Below are 26,079 nucleotides of genomic sequence, written 5' to 3'. Positions count from 1 at the left end.
CCCATTTCGCGCATGCTGGACGACCGCATTGACGAGCGCGCCTTCAGCAAGCTCCGGTGGCGTTGCCGCCGCGGGCTGCTGGAAAACGATTTGCTCATCGGGCGGTTCCTTGACCGCCATGGCGAGCGGCTGACGGTCAGGCAGGGGCAAGCTCTGGCGCGCATGATGGACTTGTCCGACAATGACTTGCTGGACTTGTTGCTGCGGCGCGCCGAGCCCAGCGGTGCGCTGGCCACCCCCGACATTGCCCAACTGCTCGATTTGATGCGGCCTCCACAGTGACCGGTCGTGTCTTGAACATTCATCAAACCCCAGGAAACCCGTCATGAACCCCTCTGATACCAAAGCGACGCTATCGTTTTCCAACGGAACGCCCGACATGACCCTGCCCGTCTACAAGGGCAGCATCGGCCCGGACGTCATCGACATTCGCAAGCTCTACGGCCAGACGGGGATGTTCACTTACGACCCCGGCTTCATGTCCACCGCGGCCTGCGAGTCGGCCATCACCTACATCGACGGCGACAAGGGGGAGCTGCTGTATCGCGGCTACCCGATCGAGCAGATCGCCACCCAGTGCGATTACCTGGACACGTGCTACCTGCTGCTCAATGGCGAGCTGCCGGACGCCAACCAGCGCAAGGACTTCCACAAGCTCGTGACCAACCACACCATGGTGCACGAGCAGATGCAGTTCTTCCTGCGCGGCTTTCGCCGTGACGCCCACCCCATGGCCGTGCTGACGGGCCTGGTGGGCGCGCTGTCCGCCTTCTATCACGACTCCACCGACATCCACAACGCCGAGCACCGCCACATCGCCGCCATCCGCCTGATCGCCAAGATGCCCACCCTGGTGGCCATGGCCTACAAGTACGGCATGGGCCAGCCCTTCATGTACCCGCGCAATGACTTGTCCTACAGCGGCAACTTCCTGCGCATGATGTTCGGCACGCCCTGCGAGGACTACAAGGTCAGCCCGGTGCTCGAGAAGGCGATGGACCGCATCTTCATCCTGCACGCCGACCACGAGCAGAACGCCTCGACGTCCACCGTGCGCCTGTGCGGCAGCTCGGGCACCAACCCGTTTGCCGCCATTGCGGCCGGTGTGGCCTGCCTGTGGGGCCCGGCCCACGGCGGCGCCAACGAGGCGGCGCTGAACATGCTGGAAGGCATCCAGCGCGAGGGCGGTGTGGCCAAGATCGGCGAGTTCGTCGCCAAGGTCAAGGACAAGAACAGCTCCGTCAAGCTGATGGGCTTTGGCCACCGGGTCTACAAAAACTACGACCCGCGCGCCAAGCTGATGCAGCAGACCTGCAACGAGGTGCTGGACGAGCTGGGCCTGCACAACGACCCGCTGTTTGCGCTGGCCAAGGCGCTCGAGAAGATCGCGCTGGAGGACGACTACTTCGTGCAGCGCAAGCTCTACCCGAACGTGGACTTCTACTCCGGCATCGTGCAGCGCGCCATCGGCATCCCCGTCAAGCTGTTCACCGGCATCTTCGCGCTGGCCCGCACCGTGGGCTGGATCGCGCAGCTCAACGAGATGATCGGCGATCCGGAATACAAGATCGGCCGCCCGCGCCAGCTCTACACGGGTGCTGCGCGCCGCGACATCGCCTGAAGTCAAAGCGACGTCGCGCCTGCGACCTGCCATGAAAAAGAGCCACCTCGGGGTGGCTCTTTTTTTGCTCTGCGACGCCGCCTTCGGCGCTCAGAACCGGATACCCGCCGGGTTGGTGGGCGACGTGGGCGGGCTCACCGAAGGCTCCGGCGGTGCACTGGCCGCGGCGCTGGGTACGGAGGCCGAGCTTGCCGAGGGCGCAGGCCGATCCGAGGTCAACGGCGTGGGCGCGGGCGAGCGCCAGTTGGCCGGCAGCTGCGACTGCCTGGGATAGCCGGCAGCGTCCAGGTACTGGTTCCACTGCGCGTCCGAAAAGCCCTTGAGCTGCTGCGCACCGATGGTGAGCGCCGGCAGGCTGTCGGTGCCGGTCAGCTTTTGCAGGGCGGCGATGTCGGCATTGGTGTTGACCGTCTTTTCGGTGAAGGGCACGCCACGCGCCGTGAGCAGTTGGCGCCCGCCGGTGCATCCGTCACACGACGAGGTGGTGTAGAGCGTGACGGGGTAGCGCTGCGCCGTTTGCCTCAGCTCGTAGGGCAGGGCGGCGTTGCCGGGCTGGGCCGGGGTCTGGCTGCCGGCCTTGGGCTGCTTGGCGCCCTGGGCTGCTGGTGGCGTGTCGGAAAACGTGACCTGGCCGTCCGACCCGACGGATCGGTACACCTGGGCTTGCGCCGTGGCGGCCAGCAGGGCCAGTCCAAGACCCAAGGCCTGGCCTGCAAGGCGCAGCGGATGTGCGGTGACGGTTTGGTTCATGAATGAGATGGGTGTGACGGCCAGGATGAAACGGGGGCGATACCGGTGGCGGAACGCGCCGCACCCGCGTTCATATCACACTCGGGAGGCGGCGCTCTGTCCGGCGATGGCGCGTCGGTGCAATTTGTTCACGCCATGCCCTGGTGACGCAGCAGCGCGTCGATGCTGGGCTCGCGGCCGCGGAAGGCCTTGAAGGACTCCATCGCCGGGCGGCTGCCGCCGGCCTCGAGGATGGCGTGCCGATAGCGTCGGCCCGTGTCCACGCTGGGCATGCCATCCGCGCCTGCAGCCTCCTCGAAGGCGGCATAGGCGTCGGCCGAAAGCACCTCCGCCCACTTGTAGCTGTAGTAGCCCGCCGCGTAGCCGCCGGCAAAGATGTGGCTGAAGGTGTTGGCCATGCGGTTGAAGGCCGGCGGCGGCATGACGGCGACTTCGTCGCGCACGGTTTGCAGCAGCGCCTGCGCGTCTTGCGCGGGGTCGTGGCTGGTGTGCAAGAGCATGTCGAACAGCGAAAACTCGACCTGGCGCAGCGTTTGCAGGCCGGCCTGGTAGTTGCGGGCCGCCAGCATCTTGTCGAACAAGGCGCGCGGCAGCGCCTCGCCGGTCTGGACGTGGGCCGTCATGTCGCGCAGCACGGCCCATTCCCAGCAGAAGTTTTCCATGAACTGGCTGGGCAATTCGACCGCGTCCCATTCGACGCCGCCGATGCCCGAGACGTCGTGCTCGTTCACCTGGGTCAGCATGTGGTGCAGGCCGTGACCGAACTCGTGAAACAGCGTGGTGACGTCGTCGTGCGTGAGCAGCGGCGGCTTGCCGTCGACGCCCGAGGCGAAGTTGCACACCAGATAGGCGACCGGCGTTTGCAGCACGCCGGTGTCGGGGCGCAGCCAGCGCGCGCGCGCGTCGTCCATCCAGGCGCCGCCGCGCTTGCCGGTGCGCGCCAGCGGGTCCAGGTAGAACTGGCCCAGCAACTGGCCGTCGCGCTCGATGCGGAAAAATTCGACGCTGGAATGCCACACCGCGGCGCTGTCGCGGCGAATTTGCACCTCGAACAAGGTCTCGACAATCTTGAACAGGCCGCCCAGCACCTTGGGCAGCGTGAAGTAGTTCTTGACCTCCTGCTCGCTGAAGGCGTAGCGCGCTTCCTTGAGCTTTTCGCCGACGTAGGGCCAGTCCCAGGCCTGGGGATCGGGCAGGCCCAGTTCATGCGCGGCAAACGCACGCAGGTCGGCCAGGTCGCGCTGTGCGTAGGGGCGCGCCTTGGTGGCAAGCGTGCGCAGGAACGCAAGCACTTGCGCGGGCGACTCGGCCATCTTGGGCACCAGCGAAACGTCGCCATAGCTGGCGTAGCCCAGCAGTTGTGCCTCTTCGCGCCGCAGGGCCAGGATCTCGCGCATGATGGCGCTGTTGTCAAAGCGCCGGGCCTCGCCTTCGGCCTGGTCGCTGGCGCGGGTGACGTAGGCTCGGTACAGGCGCTGGCGCAGCGCTGCGTTGTCGGCAAACTGCATCACGGGCAGATAGCACGGCAGTTGCAGGCTGAGCTTGAAGCCGTCCTTGCCTTCGGCCTGCGCCGCGGCCCGGGCGGCGGCCTTCACGTCGGCCGGCACGCCGGCCAGTTCGTCGTCACCGGCGAAGTAGGCAAAGCTGTCGGTGGCATCCAGCGCGTTCTCGCTGAACTTTTGCGTCAAGTCCGCCAGGCGCTCCTGGATCCTGGCAAAGCGTGCCTTGGGTTCGCCCGTCAGATCGGCGCCGCCCAGCGTGAAGTCGCGCACGCTGTTTTTCAGTGCCTGCCGCTGCTCGGGGTTGAGCGTGGCGGCGTCGATGGCCTTGTACTTGGCGTACAGGCGCTCGTCGGATCCCAGGCGGGTGAAAAACTCGGTCACGCGGGGCAGGGCGGCGTTGTAGGCGGCACGCAGCTCGGGCGTGTCCATGACGGCCTTCAGGTGCGACACCGCGCCCCAGGCGCGGCCCAGGCGCTCGGTGGCCACATCCAGCGTGCGCGACAGGGCGCTCCATTCGGGCGGCTGATCGGGCTGCACGACGCGCTCGAGCGCGGCGTCGGCTTCTTGCAGCAACTGGTCGACCGCGGGAGCGACGTGTTCGGGACGGATCTGGTCGAACCGGGGCAGATCGGAAAAGTCGAGCAGAGGATTGGTCATGACGCCTCAGATGGGGATGGGGCCGGAAGAATCAAGGCCATCAGTATGAAAATGATAGCTTGTAGCGCTTGATGGGCGGGCGCTGAAGGGTGATTCGGCATGAACTCCGGGATCCGTCGATCCGCGGTTGCCAAATCCTGAGCTTGCAAAGAAAACACCAAAGAAGAATTTTTCTTGGACTTCTTCTGCGCCCTCTGCGAGTCCTTTGCGCCCTCTGCGTTCAAAAATGGGGCGCCCCGCCCCACTCAGGTCCGTTCAGCGGCCTCGAGGGTATTGACCAGCAGCATGGCGCGCGTCATGGGGCCCACGCCGCCGGGGACGGGGGTGATCCAGCTGGCGACTTCCCGCACGCCGTCGAAGTCCACGTCGCCGCACAGCTTGCCTTGCTCGTTGCGGTTCATGCCCACGTCGATCACCACCGCGCCGGGCTTGACCATGTCGGCCGTGAGCACGTTGCGTTTGCCCACCGCCGCGACGATCACGTCGGCCTGCAGGGTTTGCGCCTTGAGGTTGGCGGTGCGCGAGTGGCAGATGGTGACCGTGGCGTCGCGCTGCAGCAGCATCAGCGCCATGGGCTTGCCCACGATGTTGGAGCGGCCGATGACCACCGCGTGCTTGCCCCGCAAGTCGCAGCCGATGGCGTCGAGCATCTTCAGGCAGCCGTGGGGCGTGCAGGGCCAGAAGCCGGGCAGGCCGGTCATCAGCGCGCCGGCGCTTTGCACGTGAAAGCCGTCGACGTCCTTGGCGGGTGCGATGGCCTCGATGACCTTGTGCGCGTCCATGTGCGCGGGCAGCGGCAACTGCACCAGGATGCCGTGCACGGCGGGGTCCGCGTTGAGCGCGGCAATGCGCGCAAGCAGGGCGGCTTCGGGCAGATCGGCCGGGTGGCGCTCCAGCGTGGCGGCCAGGCCGGTCTCGGTGCTGTCGGCCACCTTGTGGCGCGTGTAGACCTGGCTGGCGGGGTCGTCGCCCACCAGCAGGATGTGCAGAGCCGGCTGCACGCCGCGCGCCTTGAGGGCGGCGGTGCGGCCTTGCACCTGTTGGCGAATCTGGTGGGCGAGGGCGGTGCCGTCGATGAGCTGCGCGGGCATGGACTGAGCAAGGAAACAGCCGCTGGCGCCCGTGTATCAGGCGCAAGCAGCTACACAAATGAGAGTATCAGGCCTTGGCCGTGACCTGGCCGAGCGCGATCTTCAGCAGGTCGGCCACGGTGTTGGCGCCCAGCTTTTCCATGATGTTGGCGCGGTGCGCCTCCACCGTCTTGATGCTGATGCCCAGGTCGTCGGCGATCTGCTTGTTCAGGCGGCCGGCGACGATGCGCTCGAGCACCTGGGCCTCGCGGCCGGTCAGCTTGGACAGCAGCGCGTCACGGCTGGCGGCCTGCTGGTGTTCGGCAAAGGCCGTGCGCGCCTGCTCCAGCATGCGCTCGACCAAGGGCACCAGGCTTTCCTCGTTGAAGGGCTTCTGGATGAAGTCCATCGCGCCTTTCTTCATGGTGTCCACCGCCATGGGCACATCGCCATGGCCGGTGACGAAGGCCAGCGGCAGCGGCGATCCGCGTTCGGCGAGCCGGTCTTGCAGGTCCAGCCCGCTCATGCCGCTCATGCGGATGTCCACCAGCACGCAGCCGACTTCGCGCGGGTCGTAGCGCGCCAGGAAGGATTCGGCCGACTCGAAGCAGCGCACGCGAAAGTCCTGGCCTTCGAGCAGCCACTGCACGGAGTCGCGCACGGCCTCGTCGTCATCGACGACGTAGACGGTTCCGCGTTTGGGGATGAGGTTCATGCGATGGCCTTGATCTTGCTGCCCGCGTCATCGGGGGGCGGGGGTTGCTGGATGGGGCTCACCGGAATCCAGAAGGTGAAGCGGCAACCCGTGACTTGACCGGCATTGTAGAGGTTCTCGGCGTTGATTCGCCCCTGGTGCGACTCGACGATGGAGCGGCACAGATTCAGGCCGATCCCCATGCCTTCGCTCTTGGTGGAGAAGAAGGCTTCGTAGAGGCGCTCGATGGCTTCGGGCGACAGGCCCGGGCCTGCGTCGGTGACGCTGAACTGCACGGCCGCCACGCCTTCGATGTCGCGCATCCCCACGTGCAATTCCACCACGCGCTCGGCCAGCGGGCGATTGGCGCCGTCGATGGCGTCCGCGCCGTTCTTGATCAGGTTCATCAGCACCTGCTCGATCAGGATCGGATCGACGAACAGTGGCGGCAGCGACATGGCCACGTGATGCACCAGGCGCACCTGGCGGCGGCGCAGGTCGATCTCGGCCAGCTCGACCACCTGGTCGATGATCGTGTGCACGCTCGAGACCTGCCGGCGCGGCTCGCTGCGCTTGACGAAACTGCGGATGTGCTGCACCACCTGGCCTGCGCGCTGCGCCTGGCGCGCCGTCTTGTTCAGCGCGCCCAGCAGGTCGTCCTGGTTGATCTGTCCGCCCTTGATGCGCGTGATCATGCCGTTGCAGTAGTTGTTGATGGCCGTCAGCGGCTGGTTGAGCTCGTGCGCCACGCTGGAGGCCATCTCGCCCATGGTGATCAGGCGGCTGGCGCTTTGCGCCCGCTCGGCCTGCGCGGCGGCCTGCTCTTCGGCCTGGCGCCGCGCGGTGATGTCGGTGGCAATCACCATTTGCGCCAGGCGGCCGTCGACCCAGTTGAGGTAGCGCGAGCGCACCTCCACCCATTTTTCCAGGCGCTCCAGATAAATTTCGGCGTGCTCGGCCGGCGGGGTGCTGGCCAGGCCTTCCATCGGCAGGCCGACAAAGGAGTCCACCGCGTCCAGGCTTTCGTCGGCGGCCATCGAGTCGACCGTGCCGCCGCGCAGCACCAGCTTCAGATGCCCCTCGGTGGTGGTGCCGAACCACTGGCGGTACAGCTTGTTGGCAAACAGCAACTCCTTGCTGCCCAGCGGCGCCACCGAGACCGACGCGTCCAGCGCTTCCAGCACGGTGGTGAAGCGCTCGTAGGAGGCCGACAGCTGGCGGCGCACGCGGTTGGGCTCGGTGATGTCGGTCATCGAGGCCATCCAGCCGGTCTGCTTGCCCGTGGCGTCCACCAGGGGCGAGACGTACAGCCGGGCGTCGAACACCGTGCCGTCCTTGCGCTTGACGCGCATCTGAAAGCCCGAGGGGTCGGAGACGCCGCCCAGCTCCTCGGTCAGGCGGGCCGCCAGTTGGTCGCGGTCTTCGTTGGGCCAGTAGGCGAAAGGCTCGGTCTGGCCCAGCAGGTCTTCCTCGCGCCAGCCGGTCATCTTGCAGAACGCCGGGTTGACGTAGGTGATGCGCCCTTGCAGGTCGAGCGCGCGCATGCCCGTGAGCATGGAGTTTTCCATGGCGCGGCGAAAGCCGGTCTCGGCCTGCAGCGCGTGCTGGGCCTGCTGGCGGCGCAGCGACTGGCGCCAGTTGGCCACCAGCATCCAGACCGTCATGCCCGACAGCACCATCACCAGCCAGAAGATGCCACTGCCGATCAGGCCCTGCGAGGTGCGCCAGGCCTGCGCACGCAGCACCAGGCTGTTGCCCACAGGCGAGACCGGGATTTCGAATTCGTTGACCTTGCCGGCCCAGGGCAGACGCTCGGACAGGCCGGGGCGCTCGGGGATGCTCTGGCCGCTGAGCAGCTGCCCCTGGGCGTCCAGCAGGGCAACGGCATACTTGGCCAGCACCTCGCTGGGCACGCCGTAGCGCAGCAGGCCGTCCACGCTGAATTCCACCAGCAGCTCGCCGGTGAACTGCCCGCGCGGCGTGATCGGCACGTGCAGCTCCAGTGTGGGCTCGGTGTTCTTGCTCACCGGGGGCAGCACGTACACCGGCTGGCGCAAATCGCGCGCCAGGCCAAAGCCGTTCTCCGCTTCGTCGGCGCGCAACTGGCCGCCGTCCATCCAGCGCGGCTGCGGTTGCGCGCTGGGGCGCGTTTCGATCGCCAGCACATGGCGGCGCACGTCCACCCAGCCAATGGACAGCAGCTCGGGGTACTGGGCCACCAGCGCCTCGGCCCGGCTGGGGAACTGTGCGACGACCACCTCGCGGTTGGAGATGTCGCGCGCCAGCCGCATGAGTTGCTCCTGACGCTCCAGCAGCCGCAGGCGCAGGCGCTGCTGAGCGTATTCGACATCGCGCTTGAGCGCTTCCTGCTCGCGGCGCACCTCTTCCAGCCGCAAATAGCTGAAAGCCGCCAGGATGACGACCACAAACAGCAGCACCGCCAGCAAGGGCGCCACGTGCAACCAGCCGTCCGCGCGCAGCAGCGGCCAGCGCTCGCGCCAGCGGCCGACGGATTCGGCCAGGGGGCGGACGGGCGCGACGCGAGGGAGGGACTGCATCCCGAAAGTGTAGGGCACGGGGCCGCTGCACGGTCTCGATGAGGGACGCCTGGAACCCGCATGGACTGCGCAGAAATTTCAATATATAAAAAATAAAATCAACACTTGAAAAATAAAACCCGACATGCGATGATGCGCCGGTTTTCGTACACAATGACTTTCAACCGATCCACAGGAGACAAGGCGATGTCCGCTGAAGCCAAGGCAGCTGTTCCCCCTTCCCTCGAACTCGACGCACAAGAAACCAAGGAGTGGTTGGACGCGCTGTCCGCCGTCATCGACCGGGAGGGCCCCGAGCGAGCGCACTACCTGCTGGAGCAGTTGCTCGAGCAGGCCCGCCAAAGCAGCATCGACCTGCCGTTTTCGGCCAACACCGGCTACGTCAACACCATCGAGCCCGAGCAGGAGGCGCGCTGCCCCGGCAACATCGCGATCGAAAAGCGCCTGCGCGCCTACATGCGCTGGAACGCGATGGCCATGGTGGTGCGCGCCAACCGCCTGCACCCGGCCGACGGGGGCGATCTGGGCGGGCACATCGGCTCGTTTGCGTCGCTGGCCAGCATGTGGGGCGCCGGCTTCAACCACTTCTGGCACGCCGAGGGCAAGGACCACGGCGGCGACTGCGTGTACTTCCAGGGTCACAGCGCGCCCGGCATCTACGCCCGTGCCTATCTGGAGGGCCGCATCAGCGAGGAGCAGCTCGAGAACTTCCGCCAGGAGGTGCATGGCAAGGGCCTGTCCAGCTACCCGCATCCGCACCTGATGCCCGGCTTCTGGCAGTTTCCGACCGTCAGCATGGGCCTGGGCCCGCTGATGGCGATCTACCAGGCGCGCTTTCTCAAGTACCTGCAGGCGCGCGGCATCGCGGACACCACCCGGCGCAAGGTCTGGGTGTTCCTGGGCGACGGCGAGATGGACGAGCCCGAGAGCAAGGGTGCCATCAGCCTGGCGGCGCGAGAGAACCTGGACAACCTGATCTTCGTCATCAACTGCAACCTGCAACGCCTGGACGGCCCGGTGCGCGGCAACGGCAAGATCATCCAGGAGCTGGAGGGCGACTTCCGCGGCGCCGGCTGGCACGTGATCAAGGTGCTGTGGGGCAAGGGCTGGGATCCGCTGCTGGCGCGCGACAAGTCCGGCAAGCTGCGTCAGCTGATGATGGAGACGCTGGACGGCGACTACCAGACCTACCGCGCGATGGACGGCGCCTACCTGCGCAAGCACTTCTTCGGCAAGTACCCCGAGACCGCCAAGCTGGTCGAGCACATGACCGATGACGAGCTGTGGGAGCTGCGCCGCGGCGGCCACGACCCGGAGAAGGTGTACGCCGCCTTCCACGCCGCCAACGAGTACCAGGGCCAGCCCACCGTGCTGCTGGTCAAGACCGTCAAGGGCTACGGCATGGGCAAGGCCGGCGAGGCCAAGAACACCGTGCACCAGACCAAGAAGCTGGACGACGAGGACATCAAGTACATCCGCGACCGCTTCAACATCCCGATCCCCGACAGCGAGCTGGAAAAGCTGCCCTACTACAAGCCGGCCGACGACACGCCGGAGATGAAGTACCTGCACGAGCGCCGCCAAGCCCTGGGCGGCTACCTGCCCACGCGCCGCGAGAAGGCCGACGAAAGCTTCACCATCCCCTCGCTGGACACCTTCAAGGCCGTGCTCGAACCCACGGCCGAGGGCCGCGAGATCAGCACCACGCAGGCCTTCGTGCGCTTCTTGACGCAATTGCTGCGCGACAAGGCCTTCGGCCCGCGCGTGGTCCCCATCGTGGTGGACGAGTCGCGCACCTTCGGCATGGAGGGCTTGTTCCGCCAGATCGGCATCTACAACCCCAAGGGCCAGCAGTACGTGCCGGTCGACCGCGAACAGGTGATGTACTACAAGGAGCAGGCCGACGGCCAGATCCTGCAAGAGGGCATCAACGAGGCCGGCGGCATGGCCAGCTGGATCGCGGCGGCCACCAGCTACAGCACCAACAACCGCATCATGGTGCCGTTCTACGTGTACTACTCCATGTTCGGCTTCCAGCGCTTTGGCGATCTGGCCTGGGCCGCCGGCGACATGGGCGCGCGCGGCTTTCTGCTGGGCGGAACCAGCGGACGCACCACGCTCAATGGCGAGGGCCTGCAGCACGAGGACGGCCACAGCCTGGTGCTGGCCAGCACCATTCCCAACTGTGTCAGCTACGACCCGGCCTTTGCGCACGAGGTCGGCATCATCCTGCACCACGGCCTGCGCCGCATGGTCGAAAAGCAGGAGGACGTCTTCTATTACGTCACCCTGCTGAACGAGAACTACCCCATGCCCGGCCTCACCGCGGGCACCGAGGAGCAGATCCTGCAAGGCATGTACCTGTGCAAGGCCGGCGCCGCTGGCGATCAGCGCGTGCAACTGCTGGGCTCGGGCTCCATCCTGCGTGAATCGCTGGAGGCGCAAAAGCTGCTGGCCACCGACTGGGGCGTGCAGGCCGACGTGTGGAGCTGCCCCAGCTTCAACGAGCTGGCGCGCGAAGGCCAGGACGTGGTGCGCTGGAACCTGCTGAATCCCACCGACAAGCCGCGCGTGCCCTTCGTCACGCGCCAGTTGCAGCCGCATGCCGGCCCGGTGGTGGCGTCCACCGACTACATCAAGAACTACGCCGAGCAGATCCGCGCGTACATCCCGGCGGGCCGCAGCTACAGCGTGCTGGGCGCCGACGGCTTTGGCCGCAGCGACTTCCGCTCGCGCCTGCGCGAGCACTTCGAGATCAACCGCCACTACATCGTGCTGGCCGCGCTGAAGGCGCTGGCCGACGAGGGCAAGCTGCCCGCCAAGAAGGTGGCCGAAGCGGTCAGGAAGTACGCCATCCGCACCGACAAGATCAACCCCCTGCACGCCTAAAGCACAACCCGGAGACAAGACATGGCATTGGTCAACATCCAGGTCCCGGACATCGGGGATTTCGCCGAGGTCGGCGTCATCGAATTGCTGGTGAAGGTGGGCGACACGGTGAAGGTCGAGCAGTCGCTGATCACCGTCGAATCCGACAAGGCGTCGATGGAGATTCCCTCCAGCCACGCTGGCGTCATCAAGGAACTCAAGGTCAAGCTGGGCGACAAGGTCAGCATGGGCAGCGTGATCGCGGTGCTGGACAGCGCGGACGCTGCACAGTCTGAACAAAAACCGGCTACAGCGCCCGCTGCGCAAGCGCAAGCAGCTACCAAATCCGAAGCATCGGCGCCCGCTGCGTCCACCGGGCCGGCCGCGCCCGCAGGTCGCATCGACGTGCGCGTGCCCGACATCGGCGACTTCAAGGACGTGGCGGTGATCGAGCTGCTGGTCAAGCCGGGCGACACCATCGCCCCCGAGCAGTCGCTGTTCACGGTCGAGTCCGACAAGGCCTCGATGGAAATCCCGTCACCCGCCGCCGGGGTCTTGAAGGAGCTCAAGATCAAGGTCGGCGACAAGGTCAACCAGGGCGATCTGGTGGCGGTGATCGAAGGAGCTGCTGCGGCGTCTTCTCCCGCTCCCGCCGGGGCGGGAGATGGCAAGGGTGAGGGTGGGGCGGCCGCCAGTTCCGCACCGTCCGCTTCGGCGCCAACGCCGCAGCCCTCACCCCAACCCGCTCCCGCCAGCGGGAGAGCGAGCGAGCCCGCCCACAACCCCACCGCGGCCCCCACGGGGCAGTTGCCCCACGCCAGCCCCAGCGTGCGCAAGTTCGCGCGCGAGTTGGGCGTGCCGCTGGCCGAGGTCAAGGGCAGCGGCGGCAAGGGCCGCATCACCCAGGAGGACGTTCAGGCCTTCACGCGTTCGGTCATGGCCGGCGCCGTGCAAACGCAGGCCCAGGCGGCCAATCGCCCCGCGGGATCGGGCGTGGGGCTCGATCTGCTGCCCTGGCCCAAGGTGGACTTCGCCAAGTTCGGCCCGATCGACGCCAGGCCGCTGTCACGCATCAAGAAGATCAGCGGCGCCAACCTGGCGCGCAACTGGGTGATGATCCCGCACGTCACCAACAACGACGAGGCCGACATCACCGAGCTGGAAGCCTTCCGCGTGCAAACCAACGCCGAAAGCGCCAAGGCCAAGAGCGAGGTCAAGGTGACCATGCTGGCCTTCGTCATCAAGGCCGTGGTGGCGGCGCTGAAGAAGTTCCCCGAGTTCAACGCCAGCCTGGACGGCGACAACCTGGTCTTCAAGCAGTACTACCACGTCGGCTTTGCCGCCGACACGCCCAACGGGCTGGTGGTGCCGGTGCTGCGCGATGCCGACAAGAAGGGCATCCTGCAGATCAGCGAGGAAATGGGCGCGCTGGCCAAGAAGGCGCGCGACGGCAAGATGGGCCCGGCCGACATGGCCGGCGGCTGCATGTCCATCAGCTCGCTGGGCGGCATTGGCGGCACGCACTTCACCCCCATCATCAACGCGCCCGAGGTGGCCATCCTGGGCCTGTCCAAGAGCGCGATGAAGCCGGTGTGGGACGGCAAGGCCTTCGTGCCGCGCCTGATGCTGCCGCTGTCGCTGTCGTACGACCACCGCGTCATCGACGGCGCGGCGGCCGCGCGCTTCAACGCCTATCTGGGCCAGGTCCTGGCGGACTTCCGCCGCGTGCTGCTGTGATCGGGAGGTCTTGATATGAGCGAAGTGCAAGTCAAGGTGCCCGACATCGGCGACTTCAAGGACGTCGCCGTGATCGAAGTGCTGGTCAAGCCGGGCGACACCGTCAAGGTCGAGCAAAGCCTGATCACCGTCGAATCCGACAAGGCCAGCATGGAGATCCCCTCCAGTGCAGCCGGCGTGGTCAAGTCGCTGGCCGTCAAGCTGGGCGACAAGATCAACGAAGGCTCGCTGGTGCTGACGCTGGAGGCCGCCGGTATTGCTCCCTCTCCCGCCGCGGCGGGAGAGGGCCGGGGTGAGGGTGGGGCGGCGCCCAAAGCCAACGCCGCTCCCTCACCCCAACCCTCTCCCGCAAGCGGGAGAGGGGGCGAACAGCCCGCACCAGCGGCATCCAACTTCGCCGGCAACGTCGATCTGGACTGCGACGTGGTGGTCCTTGGCGGCGGCCCCGGCGGCTATTCCGCCGCTTTTCGCGCCGCCGATCTGGGCCTGAAGGTCGTTATCGTCGAGCGCTACGCCACCCTGGGCGGCGTGTGCCTGAACGTGGGCTGCATTCCCAGCAAGGCGCTGCTGCACGTGGCAGCGGTGATGGACGAAGTCGGCCACCTGGCGGCGCTGGGCATCGACTACGGCAGCAAGCCCAAGGTCGACATCGACAAGCTGCGCGGCCACAAGGAAAAGGTGATCGGCAAGCTGACCGGCGGGCTGGGCGCGATGGCCAAGATGCGCAAGGTGACCACGGTGCGCGGCGTCGGCAGCTTTGTCGGCGCCAATCACATCGAGGTCGAAGAAACCAGCGGCAGCGGCCAGGACAAGACCGGCGCCAAGAAGGTGGTGCAATTCAAGCGCGCCATCATCGCCGCCGGCAGCCAGGCCGTGCGCCTGCCCTTCATGCCCGACGATCCGCGCGTGGTGGACAGCACCGGCGCGCTGGCCCTGAGCGGCGTGCCCAAGAAGATGCTGATCCTGGGCGGCGGCATCATCGGCCTGGAGATGGGCACGGTGTACAGCACGCTGGGTGCGCGCCTGGACGTGGTCGAGATGCTGGACGGCCTGATGCAGGGCGCCGACCGCGACCTGGTGAAGGTGTGGCAAAAGCTGAATGCGCCGCGCTTCGACAACATCATGCTCAAGACCAAGACGGTTGCTGCCCGCGCCACCGACAAGGGCATCGAGGTCAGCTTTGAAGGCGAGGGCGCGCCGGCGCCGCAGACCTACGATCTGGTCTTGCAGGCCGTGGGCCGCAGCCCCAATGGCAAGAAAATCGGCGCCGACAAGGCGGGTGTCGCCGTCACCGACCGCGGCTTCATCGACGTAGACATCCAGATGCGCACCAACGTGCCGCACATCTTCGCCATCGGCGACATCGTCGGCCAGCCCATGCTGGCGCACAAGGCGGTGCACGAAGCGCATGTGGCGGCCGAGGTCATCGCCGGCGAACTAAAAGGTGACGAGGCCCTGGCGCGCGCCGCCTTCAACGCCCGCGTGATCCCCAGCGTGGCCTACACCGACCCCGAGGTGGCCTGGGTCGGCCTGACCGAGGACCAGGCCAAGGCCCAGGGCATCAAGGTCAAGAAGGGCCTGTTCCCCTGGACGGCCTCGGGCCGCGCCATCGCCAACGGCCGCGACGAGGGCTACACCAAGCTCTTGTTCGACGACAGCCCCGAGGCGCACGGCCACGGCCGCATCCTGGGCGGCGGCATCGTCGGCACGCACGCCGGCGACATGATCGGCGAGGTGGCCCTGGCCATCGAGATGGGCGCCGACGCGGTGGACATCGGCAAGACCATCCATCCGCACCCCACGCTGGGAGAGAGTATCGGCATGGCGGCCGAGATCGCCCACGGCAGCTGCACCGACGTGCCGCCGCAGAAGAAGTAGGCACGGCGCGCTGCGCTGGAGCAACAAGGCCCGGTCTGGCAACAGTCCGGGCCTTGTTGTTCCGTGGTGCTACTCGGTCCGCACGATATCCACCGAAATTTCCACCGCCGCCACCGTGCCGCGGTTTTCCAGCCAGTGCACGGTGGCGTGGTCCTCGGGCCAGCCCAGGCCCGGGCCGTAGTCGGTGGCGATGCCGTTGCGGTGATCGGTGATGGTGCCTTGCAGGATGAAGACCGTGCCCGGCCGGTCCACGTGGCTGTGCACCGGGCCGAACACGCCGCCGGGCGCGATCGTCACCTTGCGCATGCGCAACTGGCGCCCGGCCATGCCCTCGATCTCGGGGCCCAGGTCCATCGCCTGCAAAAGCTCCACCGTCACGCCCCGGGGTCTCGGGGGCCTGCTGCTGCTGGCTCATCACGCTCTCCTCGCTGTCCTTGCCGGACGAAGCTGGGCGCGCCGCCCGTTGCATCGATCAGGTCGCGCGTTCAGCAGGCGCAATATGCGCCCTGCCGACCGGGTGCGCAAGGGGTGTGCTGCTCAGGGCCGCACCAGCACCAAGGGCTCACCGATGCGGGCCTTGGCCACGTCGTCGGCGTCAAACGGCAGGGCGTGCCAGCGCTTGGCCGAGAACTCGCGCATCTGGTCGTTGGCGTGGGGCGATGCGGGGTCGGTGGACTCGCCATAGGTCAGGATGGCCTGCGCCACCGGCCCGCGCGCATCGAAGGTGACGGTCTGCACGTAGCTGGTGCCGTAGTCGATGCGCAGGCCCCGCTTGTTGATGGGCGCGGGCTCCTGGCGGCCCAGGTTGTTGAGCACGCCCTCGAAATCCTCGCCGCCGTGCAGGGGAATGGGCTCGTCGGTGATGGCCGGGTGCTGCACGCTGCCCAGCGTGGCGTCCAGCGCAAAGCCGCTGGTTCGGATCAGCTTGACCGCACCCTCCAGTGCCTGCCACACCTTGGCGGCGGTGGCGGCGTCGTCCATCTTCAGGCCGGCGGGCGTGGCCACGGGCTGCCGCGCGTCGAACGGCACGCGGTACACGCCGGGGATGTTGCGCGCCGTGCGCCAGAACTCGCGAAACACGTGGGCGCCGCGGGCATCCAGGTTGTTGTGGCGGTTCCAGCCCTTCAGGGCCGCGCAGCCATCGCGCGCCTCGGTGCTGGGCGCGTTGCCACAGGCAGCCAGCAGGTCGGGCACGATGACGCTGGCCATGAAGTTGCGGTTTTCAAACAGCTGCTGCTGGATGGCGGCCAGCGTCAGCTTGCCGCGGCCCAGCATCTGCGGAATTTCGGTCAGGCCGGCGCGGGTGCGCGGGCGGCTCAGGCTGGCGTCGCCCACCAGCGGCGAGATGTCACCCCATTTTTGCCCCGGGTGGGTGTAGAAAAAGCTGTCGTTGCTGTTTTGCACCCAGTCGGTTCGATACGCCACCGGCATGCGCTCGATGGGGATCAGCCCGGGCACGGGCGAGCGCGCATCGCGCTGCCAGGCACAGTCGGCGCGCGCGCCGTTCAACACCACCAGGCCGGCGGCCTTGAGCAACGCGGCCGCCGGCTTGCCGGGTGTGCAGCGGGCCAGTTGGGCGGCGTCCACGTCGGGCACCACGCTCACGTCGGCGTACATGGCGGTGCCATGACGGTCGGCGGCCAGGGTGTTGACCCAGGGCATGCCCAGGTTGGCCTGGGCCTGGTGCAGCTCTTGCACGCTGCGGGCGCGGGCAAAGGCCAGGGCGGTGTCCATCATGCGTGCGTTGCCGGCGTTGGCGTCGCGCAGGGCGTAGGCGGTCTTGGCGGTCCACGTCAGGCCCGCGCGCGGGATGACGACCAGCGGCCCCCAGCGGCTGGACCACAGCGTGTGGCCGGCGATGGTGCGTGAAGTCATCTTCTCGCTCTTGCCGTCCACCATGTAGGCCGTGGAGTCCTGCGGGTCCAGCGTCAGCTCGTACAGCGTGAAGCGCTTGCCGGTGGAGACGGTGTGTGACCAGGCCACGTCCTTGTTGAAGCCGATGGACACCACCGGATAGGTGCCGATGCCCGCGCCCATCACGTCCATCTGGCCCGGGATGGTCAGGTGCAGCTCGTAGAAGCGGTTGGGCCCGCTCCAGGGGAAATGCGGGTTGCCCAGCAGCATGCCGCTGCCGTTGGCCGTCACGTCCTTGCCGAAGGCCCAGGCGTTGGAGCCCAGGGGCGAGTCCAGCAGGCCCGCTTCGCGCAGGGCCTGGGCGGCGTCGGCCAGGTTCACCGAGGTGTCGGCCTGCGCGGCCTTGGCGGCGGGCGGCTGCGCGCCCAGCATGCCGTCGGCCAGCGCGGCAATGCCGGCCTGCACCGCCAGCACCTCGCCCATGCGGCGGTATTCGGGCAGCGTCATGGGCTTGACCCAGGCCTGGCCCTGGCAGGCTTGCGGCAGGCGAGCGGCGTTGTCGGCCAGAAAGCGGTTGTAGCCGGCCACGTAGCCGCGGGCCATGGCCTGCGTCTGGGCGCTGGTGGCGGCCCAGGCGCGTTCCAGCGCGGCATCGTCCATGTGCGCGGCAACGAACAGGTCGATCTGCTCGTTGGGCAGGTAGCGCCGGCCCAGCAGGCCGGTGGTCTTGGCGCCAAACGCGGCGCTGCGCTGCCCGCGTGCGGTGACGAGTTGATCGGCCGTCATGCAGACGTTGTCCTGGGCGTAGGCGTAGGCCACGCCATAGGCCAGCGACTCGGGGTCGTTCGCGGTGATGTGCGGAATGCCGAAGGGGGTGCGCGTGATGCTCACGCTGCGGTCGCCCGGGGCATTGGGGCCGCTGGCGCAGCCGGCCAGCAGGGCGGCCGCGGCCAGGGCGGTGAGGGTAGCGTGAAGGACCGTTCGGCGGCGCGGTGTCTTGCTCATCGCGAATGTTTCCAAAATTTTGGGAAAGGGGGCGGGGCGGGCCGGTGCAGACCACAGAGCGGCGCTTCAGCACGGTGGCGCCGTTCCATGCTAATGGCAGTCAATGGATGGACGAGGTGCCAATTCCGCCAAAAATGGTGGCAATATCGCCAATGCCATGGCGCAACCCGCTTCCATCCCCACAATGCACGTCGGCATCCTCTGGAGCCCACTTGCCATGGCCGGCGCTGCCGCCACGGTGGTCGACGTGCTGCAAGCCGTGAACAGCCTGGTGCAAGAACGCACGGGTGGGCCGTCGCCCATGCACTGGCGCTGGCTGGTCATGCCGGGTGGCGGCGCCGGGCCGCCGCCCGTGCCCGGCGCGCAGCAGGGCCCGCAGGAGGGCGCAGCCGGGCTGGATGTGATCGTCATCCCCGGCTGGATGGCGCCCACCGGCCCGCGGCTGCGTGCGATCAGCGCCGCGCACCAGCGCCACTTTGGGCCGCTGCTGCAGGCCCACGTGGCGCGCGGCGGGCGCATCGCCGCGTGTTTCAATGGCTCGGCGCTGCTGGCCGACGCCGGGCTTCTGCCGGGGCGCGAGGCCGCGCTGCCTTGGGCGTTTGCGCCGTCCATCGCGTTGCAGTGCGGCGACACCCTGCGCTGGCGGCGCGACCGCGCCTGGCATCACGATGGCCCGCTGTGGACCACTGCCTCGCTGCCAGACACGCTGCCGGCCTTTCTGGACCTGCTGGGCGACACGCCCGCCGCCGACCTGGCGCGCGCCGTGGCCACCGTGCTCGTGCATGACCCGCAGCGACAACTCGCGGCCAGCGCTGCGCTGGAGACGCCCACCCAGCAGCCCACGGTGGCCGGTGCGCTGGAGCAGGCGCGGCGCTGGTTGCAAACCCACCGCACCGAGCCCTACAGCCTGGCCGCCACCGCCCGCGCCGCGGCCACCAGCCCGCGCACGCTGCTGCGCTGGTTCACCCAGGTGCATGGACAGACGCCGCTGGACTACATGCACGGCCTGCGCATCGCCCAGGCCCAGTCGCTGCTGCAAACCACCTACCTGACCGTGGAGGCCGTGGCCCGCCAGTGTGGCTACGGCGACACCGGCAGCTTCCGCAAAATCTTCGTGCGCGTGGCCGGTGTGGCGCCCGGCGCGTACCGTCGGCAGTTCCAGCTGCGGACCGCGCGCAAGCAGTGGGCCGGGCCGGGCGGGTAGCGATCACTCTGTTATTGATAGCTGGCTGCGCATGCTGGTAAACGGCTGCAAGGCTGAAACACCAAAATTCAAGATGCAAGCCCTGATTGACGCCATCGCCGCCATGCCGCTGCCCACGGATGCGCAGCGCATCTTCCATGGCCGCGGCGGCCTGCATCCCGGGTGTGAGGCGTGGACGCTGGACGCTTTCCCGCCCGTCTTCGTTCTCACCTGCTTTGCTCCGGCCGCCGAAGCGGAACTGGCCGCCGTCGGTGCGGCGCTGCACGCGCGCTGGGCACAACTGGCACCCGGCCAGCCCTTGAACTGGGTCTTTCAGCAACGCGGCGACGGCCCAGCCGACACGCGGTTGATGGCCGGCAGCGTGCCCGACCCGCACACGGTCACCGAATCCGGCGCGCGCTACCGGGTGCACGTGCTGCGCGGGCAAAACCACGGCCTGTTCCTGGACATGGCCGAAGGCCGGCGCTGGGTGCGCGACTTTGCCACGGCGTTCAAGGCACGGGAGGAGCGTGGCGCGCGCGTGCTCAACCTGTTTGCCTACACGGGCGCCTTCAGCGTGGCCGCGCTGCAGGGCGGGGCGGCGCAGGTGGTCAACATCGACATGGCGCGCGGCGCGCTGGCCACGGGGCAGCACAACCACCAGCTCAACGGCGTGGCCGGCGCGCTGTTCTGGCCGCACGACATCTTCACGTCCTGGGGCAAGATTGCCCGCCACGGCCCGTACGACCTGATCATTGCCGACCCGCCCAGCCACCAGACGGGCAGCTTTGTCGCCACCAAGGACTACCCGCGCCTGATGCGCCGCCTGCCGGCCCTGCTGGCGCCCGCGGGTCACACCCTGCTGTGCCTCAACGCGCCGGAGCTGGGCATGGATTTCCTGCACCATCACATGCACCAGCAGGCGCCGGGGCTGGATTTCGTTGAACGGGTGGCGAACCCGGCGGTGTTTCGGGATGTGGACGAGAACCGGGCCTTGAAAGTGGGGGTGTATCGCCTGGAGTCTTGACGATTGTCAATCAAGCGGCATCGGCCACACGGGTACTATCGTCCGAGCCGATCGGGGCGCATATGCCCCTTGGCAGTTCTGGCGGGTCGCTCGCCTGCGCCGCGCTGCAGTGGCGTTTGGGGCCTGCCCATCTTTGCCGGGTCGCGCCGCAGGCGGGCCCGGCCGCCCGTGCGCCGAGACTGCGGCACTCATCGGGCAAATTTGGAGGAGGCCTTTTGCGGCAGGGCCGCATTTGCGCTCCATGGCTGAAAACCTGTTTGGATTCGAAAGGCCCATGAAATACCAATCCAGCATCAAGACCGTCCTGTCAGGCCTGTTGGCCGTGAGCGTTCTGGCCGCTTGCGGCGGCGGCGGGGGTTCCGATCCACCCGAGTTGCAGCCGGCGCCCGAAGTGGCTGCGCCGCCGGCGGAGTTCCTGGAAACCTGTCCGCTGCCCGCGGTGGCGCAGATCCGGATCGAGACGGACGAGCACCGCCCGGTCGTGGACAAGGACAATTACATCGCGGCGAGCTTTCAGGTGTCGGGGCCGGCGCAGGCGCAGGAGCCCGAAGGCAGTGCGCTGTCGATGAAGATCCGCGGTCGCGGCAACACCACCTGGGACATGCCCAAGCGGCCCTATCTGCTCAAGTTTGACGACAAGGTCAGCGTTCTGGGCATGTCCGCGAACAAGAAGTGGGTGTTGCTGGCCAACTATTCGGACAAGAGCATGCTGCGCAGCGCGCTCGCGTTTTGTACGGCGCGCCTGATGGGCATGGCCTATACGCCGCAGGATCGGTTTGTCGAGTTGACGCTCAACGGCGACTACCTGGGGCTCTATCAAATCACCAACAAGGACTACGAAGTCAGGGACCTCATCGAGAAGCAGGGCAAGACCTATTTCAACGAGGTGACGAACACTTCGAGCTTCGACGATCCTTTCCTGATCGAGATCAACTGGCGAACCGACGAAGACTTCAATTTCGTGACGACATCGGGCATCGGTTTTTCGTTCGATTCGGACAGCAATGCGGCCCAGGTGCGTCGGGTTCGAGGCTGGCTTGGCGACCTCGAAACGGACTTGGGCAACCTTGAATCACCCGAGACCTGGGCCAGGGTCTCGACCGAGGTGGACCTGGCCTCGCTGGCCAATCTCTACCTGGTCAACGAGTTGGCCAGCAACACGGATGCGTTCTATTCGAGCACGTATCTGTATCGTTTTCGAGGTGGCCCATTGGCCTTCGGCCCGGTCTGGGACTTCGATCTGGCCTACGGCAACGTGGACTACGAGAGCAGCCGCTATCCCGAGGGCTGGTATGTGCGCGATATGCGCTGGGCCTGGTACCTGCGGGCCTTGCTGAGGCAGCCGGCATTTGCCGAGATGGTGCGCCAGCGCTGGGCGGTGCTGGGCGCGCAGGTTCCCCAACTGCTGGGCTATGTGCGGGCGGCGGCGGGCGCCCTGGACGAGGCGCAGCGCCGCAATTTCGTGCGCTGGCCCATCCTGGAGCAGTACGTGTGGCCCAACTCCGTGGTGACGGGCTCGTATGCGGGCGAGGTGGACTTTCTGCGCGACTGGCTGTATCGGCGCGCCCAGTGGATCGACGACAACATCCCGTGGATCGAGCAGACGAGCGATGATCCCTACGGGGGTGGGCCTTCGGATTCCGGTCCGGCCGATGACTGAGCGTCGCTGCAAAATCGGGCTTCCCACCGACCCGGCGGCGGACGCAACCATCCGGTGGCGCCCATGCCCGGGTCACTCGCAAGGAGCCCTCACATGACCGAATCCATCCACGCACCCGATGCCGGCGTGCTGCACAGCGCCGACGTCCGCGGCGTGCACGTGCTCACGCTCAACCAGCCCAAGGCCTTCAACGTGCTCAGCGAGGCGGTGCTGGGCGCACTGCAAGGCCGCATCGACGCCATTGCCGCCGACGACAAGGCCCGCGTGCTGGTGATCGCCGCCGAGGGCAAGGCCTTTTGCGCCGGCCATGACCTGAAGCAGATGAAGGCCAACCCGCGGCTGGACTACTACCAGCAGCTGTTTGCCCAGTGCAGCAAGATGATGGTGTCGCTGATCAAGCTGCCCATTCCCGTGATCGCGCGGGTGCAGGGCGTGGCCGCCGCCGCCGGCTGCCAGCTGGTGGCGCAGTGCGACCTGGCGGTGGCCGCCGAGGGCGTGCGCTTTGGCGTCAACGGCATCGACGTGGGCCTGTTTTGCGGCACGCCCAGCGTGCCGCTGGTGCGCAACATGCAGCCCAAGCAGGCGATGGAGATGCTGCTGACGGGCGGCTTCATCACCGCCGCCGAGGCGCACGCGCGCGGACTGGTCAACCGGGTGGTGGTGCCCGAGCAGCTGGACGCGGCGCTCGATGACATGGTGCAGGCCATCCTGGCCAAGCCGCGCGAGGCGATCGCCATCGGCAAGGAGCTGTTCTACCGGCAGCGCGAACTGGGCATCGAGGCGGCGTACCAGTTGGCCAACCAGAGCATGGCCTGCAACATGATGGCCGACGTGGCGCAAGAGGGTGTGCAGGCCTTCATCGACAAGCGAGAGCCAGCGTGGCGCAAGGCAACGCGTTGACGGATTGGGTGGCCAGCGGCCTGGCGGCGCGGCGCAGCCTGCGCATCGACGACTGGGGTGTCTGGTGGGCGTCCATCACCCGGCCGGTGGTGCTGGGCGAGTTTGTCGGCATTGCCGTCTGCGGCCTGATTGCCTGGGGCCTGGCCACCGGCCTGCTGCGCATGTGGATGCGCGGGGGGGAGCGCACCCCGGGCATCTGGCTGGGCCGGCGTGGCGTGGACGGTGCCTTGTTTCCGTTGCTGTGGCTGTGCCTGACGGCAGTGGGACGCTTTCTGTGGCTGCACTGGCAGGATCACGCGCCGCTCATGCGCGTGGCCCTGCCCATGCTGATGGCGCTGGCGATGATCCGCTTTGGCGTCAAGGTGCTGCAGGCGGCGTTTCCGGGGGTGCGGGCCGTCCGGGTGCTCGAGCGCACGATATCCTGGCTGGTCTGGGTCGTCTGGGTGCTGTGGACGATCGGCCTGCTGCCGGTGCTGCTCGAAGAAGCCAGCGACATTCGCTGGCGGGTGGGGGCCTCCTCGCTCAGCCTGCGCAGCCTGATCGAAGGCAGCGTGAACGTCGCCATCGCCCTGTTGCTGGCGCTGTGGCTGTCGTCGACGCTCGAGTCGCGGCTGCTGCGCTCGGCCGGCGGCGCCGAGTTGTCGCTGCGCAAGATGGTCGCCAATGCGGTGCGCGCCGGCCTGGTTTTTCTGGCCGTGCTGCTGGCCCTGTCGGCGGTCGGCATCGACCTGACCACGCTGTCGGTGCTGGGCGGCGCCATCGGTGTGGGCATCGGCCTGGGCCTGCAAAAGCTCGCGGCCAACTACGTGTCGGGCTTCGTGGTGCTGGCCGAGCGCGCGCTGCGCATCGGCGACATGGTGCGGGTGGACGGCTTCGACGGGCAGATCACCGACATCCGCGCGCGCTACACCGTCATTCGCAGCGGATCGGGGCGCGAATCCATCGTGCCCAACGAGATGATGGTGACGCAGCGCGTCGAAAACCTGTCGCTGGCCGACCGGCGCGTGTGGCAATCCACCGTCGTGGGGGTCGAGTACGGCTGCGACGTGGAGCTGGTGCAGACGCTGCTGCGTCAGGCCGCGCTGTCCAGCAAGCGGGTGCTGCGCGAGCCCGCGCCCTTCGTGGGGCTGACGGCGTTTGCAGCCGATTCGCTGGAGTTCACCGTCGGCTACTGGATGAACGAGCCGGAGGCGGGAGCGCTCGGGCTGCGCTCGGAGGTCAACCTGGCGATCTTGCAGGCGCTGCGCGCGCACGGCATCGACATTCCGTTTCCGCAGCGGGTGGTGCACTCGGCAACGCCCGCTGCGCCGGCCCCGGCCCGTGGCACCGCACCGCTTGGATAAAGAGCACGATGGTTCTTTTTTATGGGTGACACGAAGACACGCGAGGGCTCCACTAGAATATTTGCTGATCCCCGCCGCCCGCCCGCCGGTGCGGCGTGGACGCCAAGCCTTCGCAATTCAACAGGAGATTCCAGATGAAAGCACTCGTCGCGGTCAAACGCGTGGTGGACTACAACGTCAAGGTGCGCGTCAAGGGCGACGGCACCGGGGTGGACATCGCCAACGTCAAGATGAGCATGAACCCCTTTGACGAAATCGCCGTCGAGGAGGCCGTGCGCCTGAAGGAAAAAGGCGTCATCAGCGAAGTCATCGCCGTCTCCTGCGGCGTGGCGCAGTGCCAGGAAACCCTGCGCACCGCCATGGCGATTGGCGCCGACCGCGCCATCCTGGTCGAGACCGCCGAAGAGCTGCAGCCCCTGGCCGTGGCCAAGCTGCTCAAGGCCCTGGTCGACAAGGAGCAGCCAAGCCTGGTCATCCTGGGCAAGCAGGCCATCGACGACGACGCCAACCAGACCGGCCAGATGCTGGCCGCCCTGGCCGAGCTGCCCCAGGCCACCTTTGCCAGCAAGGTGGAGATCGAGGGCGAGAAGGCCAAGGTCACGCGCGAAGTCGATGGCGGCCTGGAAACCATCGCCATCAGCCTGCCCGCCGTGGTGACCACCGACCTGCGCCTGAACGAGCCGCGCTACGTCACCCTGCCCAACATCATGAAGGCCAAGAAAAAGCCGCTCGACACCGTCAAGCCCGAAGACCTGGGCGTGGACGTCAAGCCGCACCTGAAGACCCTGAAGGTCAGCGAGCCGCCCAAGCGCGGCGCCGGCATCAAGGTGCCCGACGTGGCCACCCTGGTGGAAAAGCTGCGCAACGAAGCCAAAGTGATCTGATCAAGAGGGTAGAAGAAACATGACCGCACTCGTCATCGCCGAACACGACAACGCCGCCATCAAGGGCGCCACCCTCAACACCATCACCGCCGCCAAGGCCTGCGGCGGCGACGTGCACGTGCTGGTGGCCGGCCACAATGCCGGCGCTGCCGCCCAGGCCGCCGCGCAGATTGCCGGCGTGGCCAAGGTGCTGCACGCCGACGCCGAAGGCCTGGCCCACGGCCTGGCCGAAAACGTCGCCGCCCAGGTGCTGGCGCTGGCCAAGGACTACAGCCACATCCTGTTTCCGGCCACCGCCAGCGGCAAGAACATCGCCCCGCGCGTGGCCGCCAAGCTGGACGTGGCGCAGATCAGCGACATCACCAAGGTCGACAGCGCCGACACCTTCGAGCGCCCCATCTACGCCGGCAACGCCATTGCCACCGTGCAGTCGCAGGACGCCATCAAGGTCATCACCGTGCGCGGCACCGGCTTTGACGCAGCGGCGGCCAGCGGGGGCAGCGCCGCGGTCGAGACCGTGGCGGCGGTGGCCGACAGTGGCAAGAGCCATTTCGTCGGCCAGGAGATCGCCAAGAACGACCGCCCCGAGCTGACGGCCGCCAAGATCATCGTCTCGGGCGGGCGCGCGCTGGGCAGCAGCGAGAAGTTCAACGAAGTCATGACCCCACTGGCCGACAAGCTGGGCGCGGCCATCGGCGCCAGCCGCGCCGCGGTGGACGCGGGCTACGCCGCCAACGACCTGCAGGTGGGGCAGACCGGCAAGATCGTCGCGCCGCAGCTGTACGTGGCCTGCGGCATTTCCGGCGCCATCCAGCATCTGGCCGGCATGAAGGACAGCAAGGTCATCGTGGCCATCAACAAGGACGAAGAGGCGCCGATCTTCAGCGT

The 26,079-nt window shown here is 67.4% G+C and carries 19 protein-coding genes; 12 read left to right on the top strand and 7 right to left on the bottom strand.

Annotation, left to right across the window (positions count from 1 at the left end):
• The first annotated feature begins 12 nt into the window (after positions 1–12).
• Together U1F38_RS07845 and gltA are read left to right on the top strand one after the other, a co-directional pair.
• Positions 13–282, top strand: a complete 270-nt coding sequence (locus U1F38_RS07845) for a succinate dehydrogenase assembly factor 2 (protein WP_409986505.1) — start codon at positions 13–15, stop codon at positions 280–282.
• A 43-nt stretch (positions 283–325) separates the two neighbouring features.
• Positions 326–1,621: a citrate synthase gene (gltA, locus tag U1F38_RS07840; protein WP_409986504.1), complete on the top strand. Its 1,296-nt coding sequence runs from the start codon at positions 326–328 to the stop codon at positions 1,619–1,621.
• Between the two features lie 90 nt (positions 1,622–1,711).
• On the opposite strand, the gene U1F38_RS07835 is transcribed toward gltA, so the two are convergent.
• From U1F38_RS07835 to U1F38_RS07815, 5 genes are all read right to left on the bottom strand, one after another.
• Positions 1,712–2,371 carry a glutaredoxin family protein gene (locus U1F38_RS07835; protein ID WP_409986503.1) on the bottom strand — a complete coding sequence of 220 codons (660 nt, stop codon included), beginning with the start codon at positions 2,369–2,371 and terminating at the stop codon, positions 1,712–1,714.
• Between the two features lie 128 nt (positions 2,372–2,499).
• Positions 2,500–4,530, bottom strand: coding sequence for a M3 family metallopeptidase (locus U1F38_RS07830; RefSeq protein ID WP_409986502.1), 2,031 nt, complete (start codon positions 4,528–4,530; stop codon positions 2,500–2,502).
• Positions 4,531–4,775: 245 nt separating this feature from the next.
• On the bottom strand, positions 4,776–5,621 hold the full coding sequence (locus U1F38_RS07825) for a bifunctional methylenetetrahydrofolate dehydrogenase/methenyltetrahydrofolate cyclohydrolase (RefSeq protein WP_409986501.1): 846 nt from the start codon (positions 5,619–5,621) through the stop codon (positions 4,776–4,778).
• 67 nt (positions 5,622–5,688) lie between these two features.
• Positions 5,689–6,315 carry a response regulator transcription factor gene (locus U1F38_RS07820; RefSeq protein ID WP_409986500.1) on the bottom strand — a complete coding sequence of 209 codons (627 nt, stop codon included), beginning with the start codon at positions 6,313–6,315 and terminating at the stop codon, positions 5,689–5,691.
• Positions 6,312–8,852, bottom strand: a complete 2,541-nt coding sequence (locus U1F38_RS07815) for a PAS domain S-box protein (RefSeq protein WP_409986499.1) — start codon at positions 8,850–8,852, stop codon at positions 6,312–6,314. The genes U1F38_RS07820 and U1F38_RS07815 overlap by 4 nt, the downstream gene beginning before the upstream one ends.
• Positions 8,853–9,038: 186 nt before the next feature.
• Between U1F38_RS07815 and aceE the strand changes: the two genes are divergently transcribed.
• Genes aceE through lpdA form a run of 3 tightly spaced genes read left to right on the top strand, consistent with a single transcriptional unit; the run spans position 9,039 to position 15,335 of the window.
• Positions 9,039–11,741 (top strand): pyruvate dehydrogenase (acetyl-transferring), homodimeric type, encoded by a 2,703-nt coding sequence (gene aceE, locus U1F38_RS07810; protein WP_409986498.1) that lies wholly within the window; start codon positions 9,039–9,041, stop codon positions 11,739–11,741.
• A gap of 21 nt (positions 11,742–11,762) precedes the next feature.
• The gene (aceF, locus tag U1F38_RS07805) at positions 11,763–13,457 is read left to right on the top strand and encodes a dihydrolipoyllysine-residue acetyltransferase (protein ID WP_409986497.1); all 1,695 of its coding nucleotides are present in this window, start codon (positions 11,763–11,765) and stop codon (positions 13,455–13,457) included.
• Between the two features lie 15 nt (positions 13,458–13,472).
• Entirely contained in the window at positions 13,473–15,335 is a 1,863-nt protein-coding gene (gene lpdA / locus U1F38_RS07800; protein ID WP_409986496.1) for a dihydrolipoyl dehydrogenase, read from the top strand.
• Between the two features lie 69 nt (positions 15,336–15,404).
• Here lpdA and U1F38_RS07795 read toward each other — a convergent pair whose 3' ends face one another.
• Together U1F38_RS07795 and U1F38_RS07790 are read right to left on the bottom strand one after the other, a co-directional pair.
• Positions 15,405–15,713 carry a cupin gene (locus U1F38_RS07795; RefSeq protein WP_409986495.1) on the bottom strand — a complete coding sequence of 103 codons (309 nt, stop codon included), beginning with the start codon at positions 15,711–15,713 and terminating at the stop codon, positions 15,405–15,407.
• A gap of 159 nt (positions 15,714–15,872) precedes the next feature.
• Positions 15,873–18,194, bottom strand: coding sequence for a penicillin acylase family protein (locus U1F38_RS07790; RefSeq protein ID WP_409986494.1), 2,322 nt, complete (start codon positions 18,192–18,194; stop codon positions 15,873–15,875).
• Between the two features lie 217 nt (positions 18,195–18,411).
• Here U1F38_RS07790 and U1F38_RS07785 point away from each other — a divergent pair, with 217 nt between their 5' ends.
• The 7 genes from U1F38_RS07785 to U1F38_RS07755 all read left to right on the top strand — a co-directional run.
• Positions 18,412–19,398: a GlxA family transcriptional regulator gene (locus U1F38_RS07785; protein ID WP_409986493.1), complete on the top strand. Its 987-nt coding sequence runs from the start codon at positions 18,412–18,414 to the stop codon at positions 19,396–19,398.
• Positions 19,399–19,471: 73 nt separating this feature from the next.
• Positions 19,472–20,404, top strand: a complete 933-nt coding sequence (locus tag U1F38_RS07780; RefSeq protein WP_409986492.1) for a class I SAM-dependent methyltransferase — start codon at positions 19,472–19,474, stop codon at positions 20,402–20,404.
• A 274-nt stretch (positions 20,405–20,678) separates the two neighbouring features.
• Positions 20,679–22,064, top strand: coding sequence for a CotH kinase family protein (locus U1F38_RS07775; protein WP_409986491.1), 1,386 nt, complete (start codon positions 20,679–20,681; stop codon positions 22,062–22,064).
• 93 nt (positions 22,065–22,157) lie between these two features.
• Complete coding sequence (locus U1F38_RS07770) at positions 22,158–22,964, top strand: enoyl-CoA hydratase (protein ID WP_409986490.1); 807 nt, start codon at positions 22,158–22,160, stop codon at positions 22,962–22,964.
• A complete protein-coding gene (locus tag U1F38_RS07765) occupies positions 22,943–24,307 on the top strand; it encodes a mechanosensitive ion channel family protein (protein ID WP_409986489.1) in 1,365 nt (454 codons plus the stop codon). The genes U1F38_RS07770 and U1F38_RS07765 overlap by 22 nt, the downstream gene beginning before the upstream one ends.
• 134 nt (positions 24,308–24,441) lie before the next feature.
• Positions 24,442–25,191: an electron transfer flavoprotein subunit beta/FixA family protein gene (locus tag U1F38_RS07760; protein WP_409986488.1), complete on the top strand. Its 750-nt coding sequence runs from the start codon at positions 24,442–24,444 to the stop codon at positions 25,189–25,191.
• A 19-nt stretch (positions 25,192–25,210) separates the two neighbouring features.
• A partial coding sequence (locus tag U1F38_RS07755) for an electron transfer flavoprotein subunit alpha/FixB family protein (RefSeq protein ID WP_409986487.1) occupies positions 25,211–26,079 on the top strand: 869 nt, incomplete at its 3' end.

Origin of the sequence: Ottowia sp. (genome assembly GCF_046348305.1) — a bacterium.
Classification (GTDB): domain Bacteria; phylum Pseudomonadota; class Gammaproteobacteria; order Burkholderiales; family Burkholderiaceae_C; genus Ottowia.
This window is presented reverse-complemented; position numbering and strand designations above follow the sequence as displayed.